General features: G+C 57.9%; 7 protein-coding genes and 2 pseudogenes. 1 reads left to right on the top strand and 8 read right to left on the bottom strand.

All coding sequences use genetic code 11. The features are described from left to right. Positions 1-303 (top strand): annotated as a pseudogene (locus tag C9413_RS22620) (IS110 family transposase); the annotation flags it as partial. 410 nt (positions 304-713) lie between these two features. On the opposite strand, the gene C9413_RS22615 reads toward C9413_RS22620, so the two are convergent. The 8 genes and pseudogenes from C9413_RS22615 to C9413_RS34260 all read right to left on the bottom strand — a co-directional run. Then, complete coding sequence (locus C9413_RS22615) at positions 714-2,063, bottom strand: MmgE/PrpD family protein (protein WP_039845805.1); 1,350 nt, start codon at positions 2,061-2,063, stop codon at positions 714-716. A 29-nt stretch (positions 2,064-2,092) separates the two neighbouring features. Next, positions 2,093-3,169 (bottom strand): hypothetical protein, encoded by a 1,077-nt coding sequence (locus C9413_RS22610; protein WP_052451590.1) that lies wholly within the window; start codon positions 3,167-3,169, stop codon positions 2,093-2,095. A 342-nt stretch (positions 3,170-3,511) separates the two neighbouring features. Then, entirely contained in the window at positions 3,512-3,799 is a 288-nt protein-coding gene (locus C9413_RS33715; RefSeq protein WP_082046554.1) for a hypothetical protein, read from the bottom strand. A 241-nt stretch (positions 3,800-4,040) separates the two neighbouring features. Then, the gene (locus tag C9413_RS22605; RefSeq protein WP_170250939.1) at positions 4,041-5,417 is read right to left on the bottom strand and encodes an MmgE/PrpD family protein; all 1,377 of its coding nucleotides are present in this window, start codon (positions 5,415-5,417) and stop codon (positions 4,041-4,043) included. 44 nt (positions 5,418-5,461) lie between these two features. Beyond that, positions 5,462-6,406, bottom strand: a complete 945-nt coding sequence (locus C9413_RS22600) for a carbon-nitrogen hydrolase family protein (protein ID WP_082046553.1) — start codon at positions 6,404-6,406, stop codon at positions 5,462-5,464. Then, a complete protein-coding gene (locus C9413_RS22595) occupies positions 6,403-7,053 on the bottom strand; it encodes a dimethylmenaquinone methyltransferase (protein ID WP_039845804.1) in 651 nt (216 codons plus the stop codon). Before C9413_RS22595 ends, C9413_RS22600 begins: the two co-directional genes overlap by 4 nt. A 33-nt stretch (positions 7,054-7,086) precedes the next feature. Beyond that, positions 7,087-7,956 (bottom strand): annotated as a pseudogene (locus C9413_RS22590) (TauD/TfdA family dioxygenase). A 116-nt stretch (positions 7,957-8,072) separates the two neighbouring features. After that, positions 8,073-8,615, bottom strand: a 543-nt coding sequence (locus tag C9413_RS34260) for a TOBE domain-containing protein (protein ID WP_170250938.1), incomplete at its 5' end; no start/stop codon positions are given.

The following is an 8,615-nucleotide window of genomic DNA, read 5'->3' as shown; positions in this document are numbered from 1 at the left end:
CTTGATCGCAATGATGCGCGTGGCATCGCGCCGATGATGCGGGTTAATCTATACCGTCCTGTGCATGTGAAAACGCTGACGAGCCAGAAGCGGCGAGCCCTGCTGACGGCGCGCAAGCTACTGCAGGGAAAAGCGATTGCCATTGAAAACGACATTCGCGGACTTTTGCGCAATTTCGGGCTGAAGGTCGGGAACGTTGGAGCGGTCAAATTCGAGGAGCGTATCCGCGAGCTGGTCGACGGCATAGCTGATCTCCAGGAGATCATGGAGCCGCTGCTGACAGCGAGGCGTAAACTGCGTAGCTTGAAGTCTGGAAGCACCGAAACACCCGCTTCTAGAAGTCTTCCGACGGCCGACATCATCACATTCCCTGGACCAGATAAGCGATCGTCGCTGCGGCAACCCCATCTTCGCTTCGGCAAACACCCCGCATGATCAGGCGATTTCCGACAGCGGACCGGACATTATCTTGCTGGAAGCGTTCCTGCCGAATTCGCAGGGTGATGACCCCGCTTCCGATCTGCGGTTCGAACCGGAGCTGGTCGGCGCCGATGTGATCATGCGTGATCCAGTGTGATCGGTAAGGGTAATGGGGTAATTATGGATCAATCGTCGCAAAGTAGCATTGAGGCCACCGCAGGACGGAGCAAATCTTTGAAACCAAAAAACCGTAAGCCGCTGACAGGCATGGCTGACTATCGGTGCGAATGATCTCACTGAATCAAGGGCATGCGCAGGCATTGAAGGAAAGGAGCGGCGTCTCCTCTGTTCATTGCCAAAAGCCCGTTCAGGATAGTGCGCTGCATCTTGGACGAAAGCTTTTTCCGGGTCGCCGCGCGAAACTTCTCGACAAGTTCATCCCAATCCATCGGCCGCGCCTTGTCGCCGCGTGGCGCCGTGACGTCAGAGGTCACTGTCGTACCGTCGCTTGTGTGCAGGCTCAAATATGCAAGCGTTTCCGTGGGAAAGCGTCCGTCGATCTCGCGGTCGACCAAAAGACGGACGCTGCGGGCGAAGTCGCATAGGTCCGGTCTGGCAAGTTGGGCTTCGCTAATCGGCGCAAGCGCTGCAATTCCATCGATGACAGCAATCGCAATGCAATAGGGCAGGCTGTATTGGATATCGGTCACGGTCTTCGGCGAGTGAGAGTTGGCGAGCCGGAGAGCCCACTGAAACGTATGCACGTCTACTGATACGATCTTCTCTGGCGTTACGTCGATACGGCGGCAGACTGCCGTGAGCGCGTCAAGAGCGGGATGGATGTAGCGGCAGCAGGAGTACGGTTTGAAATAGACATTTGAGATTTCCATCGGTTGTTCAAAGCTTGCAGCGATGACCGACGGATCGAAATGTGAACGATGATCGAGCAGATCGAGCGGGCCTGTAAATCCCCGCTCGGCGAGTTGCAACGCGAGAAGCCCGGTTACCACGCTCCATGCGATGCCTTCCTTGACGTCATTTCCGGTGCATTTCGCGTAGCCAGAGCTGCCGTTTGCCTCCTGGTTCGGGGCCAGCACTCCGGCAATCGAAAGTGCCTGGGCAAGTGCTGCCGGATTTGTTCCGTAGAGACGCCCGGCTGCGGCGACGGCGCCATATCCTGTCCAGCGTCCAGATTGCCGGCTCTTTATGGCACCCGGATTTTGTGAGATAGCAATACGTATGCCGGCCTCGTATCCGAGGGCAACGGCGGCTAGGATGTCGTCGGCGGGCGCATCCGTCTCACAAGCGACCGACAAAGCAACGGGTATGACGGCTGCACCAGGATGACCGCGCGCGCCGCGATGACCGTCGTCGAAATCGAGCGCCGATGCCGAGGCGGCGTTGCAGAAGGCCGCAGCTGTCGTCCCCATGCTTTCACCGGTAAACCAAATCGGTGCGCGGCCGACTCCGAATTCTTGCCGGGCGATCGCACGCGCCACCTGTGCACCGCCGATCTCGCTTCCGACCACTGCCGCAGTCACTGCGTCCAGAATGCAGCAAAGTGCGCTTTGTCTCGCTTCGGCGGGCAAAGCTGCGGACGGATAGGCCATCAGATGATCTGCCAGGATCTGGGTCGCGTACATTTGTGCCTCCGCGTACCACTGTTTCCACCTCAAGTGCGAGCGGGCGAGCCGAGAGGTTGCGCTGCGCGAGCGTCAGGCTTGAGCCAGGTTTCGTAGACGTGGGCGGCGACATAGAGGTCGAGCATCGGCAAACCGACGCACGTGATCAGGATCGGGCGATCCGGCACGTCTCCTCCGACGGGGAGGTCTTTGAAGCCCATGACCCCGAGAAAAGGACCAAGTTGCTCCAGCGTTGCGCCCATCCGCGAGAAATAGAGCGCAAGGCTTTGCGAGTTGCGCCGGGATACCATGGAAACATCGTCGCAGATCGCAAGCCCTGACCGAAGAACAGTTTGAATGTGGTCGACAGGCGTTTCGTCCCCGCCAAGATGCAGAAGAACGGCATTCGCGAATATATCCTGCGCTGCGAAGACGGGCACGCTGGCATTGGAGGCGGTGATTACGAAGCGGCAGTCGCGGAGCTTGCGATTATCAGAAGCAGTCTCAAGTGGAACTCCGGCGGTAGGTCCATGTTTTTCGACGAGCCGCTGCGCGGAAGCTCTCGATCGGCTGCGCACGTAGATCGTTGAAATGATGTCCTTTCCGAAGTGGCCAAGCGCTTTGACGATTTCCTCGGCAATCGGGCCTGCTCCGAAGAGAAACACCGATATGTCATTTCCTATCGAGAAGAAGCGTTCAAGCGCCATTGAGGCATAGGTTGCCGTTCGTGCTGCGGAGATTTCTGTCCCGTCCATCACGCAAAGAGGACGCAGCGTGAAGCTATCGAGGAGAATAATCGTCGAGGCGGAGCGGGGCAGGCCAAAGCGGCGGTTTATTGCATTGGCGCCGACCACTTTTACCGCGGCATACCGACCCCCGACACCGGAAAGCGCAGAGAGCTTCCAGCCCAATCTCTCGCCCTTGAGTTCGTTGCGATAGGGCCGAAACTCCGGTTGTTTCCAAAGGTCTGTCTCGCTGAATGACAGAATAGACTTCAGTCCGTGCGCCCGTCCCAGACGCATGTCAGACCACGCATCTTTGGCAGCCTTGTGGAGATCATCCGCATCAAGGCGGACGCCGAGGCATGCCATGTCAGTAAGCGAAAAATATCCGGCTACAGCCTCCATCGCTTGTCCTCCGTGGGGCTCCTACATCCACTAAATGTGGCTATGGGAATCTCGCACTTTGGTTGCATCGGTTAAAGGAAAGATCGGGACATGTTTTTGTTGTCGGAGGGGTATTTGTGTAAAGCAGGAACGTCACGCCGAGTCTAAATATAAAACTTTCTTATTCCTGCGGATCTTCATTGTTGCGCAGAAAATGGCGCTGAGTCCGTCTGGACTTGATCGCGCTTAAGAGGAAATGAGACCCCGTTCCATCGCCCGGTCGCAAGGTCGGGGGCAGGGTGACGTTTCTGGGTAGGTTCGCCCCAGCGAAACCGGCCAGCCGGCTTCCTTCGCAGGATAAAGCTATTGCTGCGTGCCAGCCGGCGGCGCAGTTGCCGGAGCGGGAGCGGCATTATTGTCTGCCGGTGCGGTGGGGGGTGCCAGAGCCGGTGCTGGTTCGGAGTTACTTGTCGAAGCAGTGGCTTGCGGATCCGTATCCGGTCCAGCAAGCCACTGGGTGAGAGCAAAAACTGCAATCGCGACCAACGCTACAGCGGCAATCCATCCAACCCAAGAATTCGAGCGGCGAGAATCGCTGGGCGTCGTGCGCAGGTCGGGCTCCCGGTTTGAGTTTTTCGGGTCGTAAGCCATCTGGTATCTCCTCTTTCAGTCGGAGAAGAATGTCATGGCAAGCGATTGGTTCCTGCGTCTCAAGTCTTTGCGACAGCACAGCGGGCGTTGGACGGAATTTCCCATAGCTTGGAATGCTGGGAAGTCTCAACCGCCTGGCCCGTTGACACAAAGACCGGCTGCGCATTTCGACCGCATGGGCAAAACCGATCGCGTCGCAAGACTCACAGGCGATCCACAAGCGCAGTCAATACATCGGTTATCAGGCCGCGGTGCTCATAGAGCCTGAGACGAAGCGGACCAACGGTTGAACAGACGTGGCGCTCTTTAAGTTCTGCAACCTATCCAGTAATTCAAGGGATGCCTTATCTCCAACTGTCGGGCTAGCGAGCCGCAGGAACTTTGTTTCGAGAGCCGACTCCTGCATAGGGTTGGCAGCCTCTCCATCAGCAAGTGGGACATACTTTTCGAGCACTCTTCCATCGTGAAGGGGCAAGCAAGCACTTGCTGCATGCGGCTCGCGAAATAGGTCGCGCGCCGAACGAGGCATAAACTCGATGATGTCCTGAAGGCTCCCAGCGATATCGTGACGCAGCCAGTCTTCCGCGAACCAATCCGGGCCAGGTTCAACGCCAAGGACTGCCATCGCAATGGCATGGGGCGCGCTGAACTGCGCCGCCCACATGTCTTTCGGCCGCACAGTGCTGAATGGCGGTTCGCAAACGATTGGAGGTGCCGTGACACCCAGCTTGATGCGCTCGCTGGCCGCAGCATCGATTCCGGCCATTGTGAAGACGTCGCGGCACGCCTGCACACTGTTCTGGATAAGCCGGCAACAGCTGAAAGGTTTGAAACCGACTTTTGAGATTTCGTAGATCGAACCGAAGGAACGGGTCAATCGGCCGAAATCGCAGTCGTCTGCCCCTGCCATACGCCAAAAACCAGTCTGACCTTCGAAGATATCCAGTGGCCCCTCGAAGCCCGCCGCAGCAAGCCGCGCCGCGTTTACGCCCGTCTGCGCCGCTGCCCCGAAGTTGTTCTTCGCCATTGACGGGGCTTTGCCGTAGACGGTCTTCATGACCGAGGCGACTGGCGCATTGGCCGCAGCGATCGCGATTGCTTGCGCCGCTTGGCCTGCGTCAAGCCGCATCAACTTCGCAGCCGCTGCGGTTGCCCCAAACGTCTGCCACGTTCCATGTCCGTGAAGCGTTTTTCGCGGTGTCCGATGAAGAAGCGAGATACCCACACGGCAGCTAACTTCGTAACCGACGACGACCGCTTCAAGAAAGTCCGCACCCGAACACTCCCTATGGGCGGTCATCGACAACGCGGCTGCGATGACGGTGGCGCCGGGGTGGCCCTTCTCGTAGATGTCATCGAAGTCGAGTGCATTGATAAGTGACGCCTTGCGAAAGGCCGACATTCCAGGATCGAGTAAACGGACACCGGGGCCGGCCGCATAGTTATCAGTTAGAAAGCTGTCCATCATGCGGGAGACTGGCAGATTACGCGCGCCGAACAGGCAGCCAATCGAATCCATTATGCAAAGCTTGCTCTTGTGAATGACCTCCGGCGGGAGGCGTGAGAAGGATTCCTCGCCGATATATTCGCCGATCGTTTGGGTTATCGAGGGAGGCATGCTTGGTATCCGGTTGAATGGATGGGCGATGGCTACGGCGAAGTCTAGGGATCTCTCGTCGTCTCGCCACTGCAAGAATTGGGAGCTCTGCCACGTCGGCTGCCGGTACACGATGAACGATCGCAGGAGCCAGCGATGCCGCAATCGAGGGACGTCCGAGCCAACCCTTCGAAGCTGGTCTTGTGCGATGCGCTCGGAATGAGCTCCCGGACCGCCGCCACGCGGGTGCGATCGATGTGAGTAGAAAGCACGCCGACTTGGTCGGCCGCTCGGGCGATCACTTGGCCCCAGGGATCACAGACAAGAGAATTGCCATAGGTGAAACGCCGTTCCCCATTCGCTGCTACATAGCCACCCCATTGTCCGCAGGCGACGAAATAGGCCTGGAGTTCGATAGAACGCGCACGGCAGAGTACTTCCCAATGGTCCTTGCCCGTTTGCAGCGTAAAGGCTGCTGGTAGAATGACGACATCGACACCCGCACTAGCAAGCGCGTCGAAGAGTCGGGGGAAACGAAGATCGTAACAGATGGCGCAGCCGATCCTGTATCCGTGCGCTTCGTAGATGAAGAGTCTATCGCCAGGGGCCACTGTCTCGGATTCACGATAGATCTTGCCGTCCGGCGCTTCGATGTCGAACAGATGGATTTTGCGGTAGCGTCCGACCTCCCGCGCCTTCGGGTCGAAAACCACCGTCGTGTTATATATCTTTGAACTTCCTCCGATCCTTTCGAGCAGACTTCCGCCGTGAATCCAGATCTGTTCTCGAGCCGCGAATTCCTGCAACATTCGATAGGCCTTGCCGCCCGGCATGTCGTCGGCCGCGGCGAGCTTCTCTTGAGCGGTTCCCCCAGACCAGTCGAAATGCTCCGGAAGCACGATGAGATCCGGTCTATCGCGTTCCATTGCCTGGTGCATCAGGGTCTCGGCAGTGTGCAGGTTGAGATCGCGGTCGGGCTGGGAATTCATCTGGATGAGGGAAATTTTCATGACACGATCTGGTCCAAATCGAAGATGGAATGGCCGGCCTCAAGATGGGGCCGCAGCTGAAGCGAATGCCGTTGTCGTCGGAGAGCAAAGTCGGCGACGCGGCGCATATGCGAGGGTTCGGCAACGAAGACGCCTTCGTTATCAGCGAGGACCGCGTAGCCTGGCAGGACGGCTGCGCCACCACACGCAATTGGGACGTTGATGGCGCCGCCGATCTTGTGCCGGCGGCTCGTCGTCTTGGATGAGACGCCGCGGCACCAGACCGGAAATTGGCTGGCCCGAATCTCTTCGACGTCCGTGCAGGGTCCATCGACGATGACGGCCACTGCTCCGCGCGCACGGGCGGCTGCCACGACACCGCCGCCGACGCAGGCTACGTCGTCCTGATCGACCCGGGAGATGACGAGAGCATCTCCCGGGGTAAGCAGATCGATGGCCTTGTAAATGACGGTTCCATCGCGGCCTGGTGCGGCCACCGTGATCGCCGTTCCAATCGCCTTTGCCGGAAAGACGGGGGTGATAAGCGCGCCGACGAATCCGACATATTCAAAATGGCCGATGGTTGCGGTTTCGACCTCCGCAAGGAGGGTTCGCAATGATTGCGGAATGGCCTTTGGCCGCATTCTCATCCGATATGGTTCAGTCATTCGACAAAACTCCGATCGTCTCTATCATCTGCCTCAGATCGGACGTTCGCCGGCGGTCGTCGTCCGATGCATGATGCGGATGGTGTTCGGATCGAAGGAGTCGCGCCGATGCATCGTGCAGCGGTTGTCCCACATCATGATGTCGCCGACCTCCCATTTCTGGATGAAAGCTTCGGCGGCACTACCGGTCGCGTGTTCCCAGAGCTTTGTGATCAGATCGCTGCTCTCGTCGAGCGGCATGCCGACGATCCAGGATCCTTCGGACGTGCCGCCTAGGTAGAGAGCCTTGCGTCCGGTCTCGCCGTGGGTGCGGACCAGGGGATGGACGATGCCGCTCCACTCGCGAAAATCACGGCTCTTCGGCGCAGATTTTCCAAGGCGCAGTTTGCCCGTTTTGTCATAGACGTTCTGGAAGAAGATCTGGCGTCCATCGATAGCCTTGCGCAGTTCGTCCGAAAGCGTTTCGTAAGCACGGTAGGTCGACAGAAAATATGTATCACCTCCGGAAGGGGGGACTTCGATCGCTCTGAGGATTGCTCCTGCCGGCGGGCGTTCATAGAACCATGTATCGGGATGCCAGGACGCTTCGCTGTTACCGAGCGCGCCGCTTGGCTTGCCGTCCTTCCTCACATTGCAGATTACCCGGATCTCACGGGGGGTCGGGGGTCAGCCCTCCTGCAACTGCTTTGGATGGATGACGAACTCGCCGAAATGACGCGAAAAATCCCCCTGCTGTTGATCGGTGATATGTGCTGCACGAAAGCGGACAACGCCGTATTGCAGCCAGTATGACCGGACTGCGGCAATGTCTTTGTCGTCATAGTTGGAGAAGTCGAACCCAACGATGTCGGCGCAGACATTGTTGGAGTTCTGGACCGCGGAAACCTTCGTTCTGTTGAGCATTCTTGTGCCTCCTTTAGGAGATCCCGGACTTGGGATCGCATGAAGTGTAGCCAAGGGTTCGATGAGATTTCCAATATCAATTATTAGTTATTGATATTGGATTGTTATTAATCGATCTATTGCTCGAGCAACTGGACCGCGGAATGGGCAATGGCAAGTTCAACGCGACTGCCAACAGCGAGCATGTCCATGCGCGTGGATCGGATCATGGACTTTAACGTCGTCTTATCATTAACGGACAACCAGGCCTCCAGATAGGCGCCGAGGTTAACGACCTTCTGGACGGATGCCGTCAGGAGGTTCACGGGCCCATCCATGGCACCTGCAGCATCTGCAAGCCTGACTGCCTCGGGCCTTATGCAACAGAACCGGACCTTGCCCGGAACGAGGTCCTGCGGCCAAGCGGCGATAATCGGGAGGTTTGCTTCTCCGAGCAATAGACGCACGCACGCGTCATCGATTGCGGTGTCATCCAGACCCGAAACCGGCAGGATATTGGACTTGCCTATGAAGTCCGCCACAAAGGATGTTCTCGGTTGATTGTAGATGTCCGCCGGCGAACCTTCCTGCGCCACGAGACCGCCTTGCATAACGATGATCCGGTCGGACATGGCCATCGCCTCTTCCTGATCATGCGTGACATAGACGAAGGTCATGCC

Source organism: Rhizobium sp. SEMIA 4085 (assembly GCF_013004495.1).
GTDB lineage: Bacteria > Pseudomonadota > Alphaproteobacteria > Rhizobiales > Rhizobiaceae > Rhizobium > Rhizobium gallicum.
The sequence above is the reverse complement of the archived record's forward strand: the minus strand, read 5'-3'. Positions and strand labels throughout refer to the sequence as shown.

Coding starts and splice junctions, on each gene's coding strand:
- C9413_RS33715 (WP_082046554.1), bottom strand. CDS start 3,799: ATGGCTTACGACCCGAAAAACTCAAACCGGGAGCCCGACCTGCGCACG.
- C9413_RS22595 (WP_039845804.1), bottom strand. CDS start 7,053: ATGACTGAACCATATCGGATGAGAATGCGGCCAAAGGCCATTCCGCAA.
- C9413_RS22605 (WP_170250939.1), bottom strand. CDS start 5,417: ATGCCTCCCTCGATAACCCAAACGATCGGCGAATATATCGGCGAGGAA.
- C9413_RS22615 (WP_039845805.1), bottom strand. CDS start 2,063: ATGTACGCGACCCAGATCCTGGCAGATCATCTGATGGCCTATCCGTCC.
- C9413_RS22600 (WP_082046553.1), bottom strand. CDS start 6,406: ATGAAAATTTCCCTCATCCAGATGAATTCCCAGCCCGACCGCGATCTC.
- C9413_RS22610 (WP_052451590.1), bottom strand. CDS start 3,169: ATGGAGGCTGTAGCCGGATATTTTTCGCTTACTGACATGGCATGCCTC.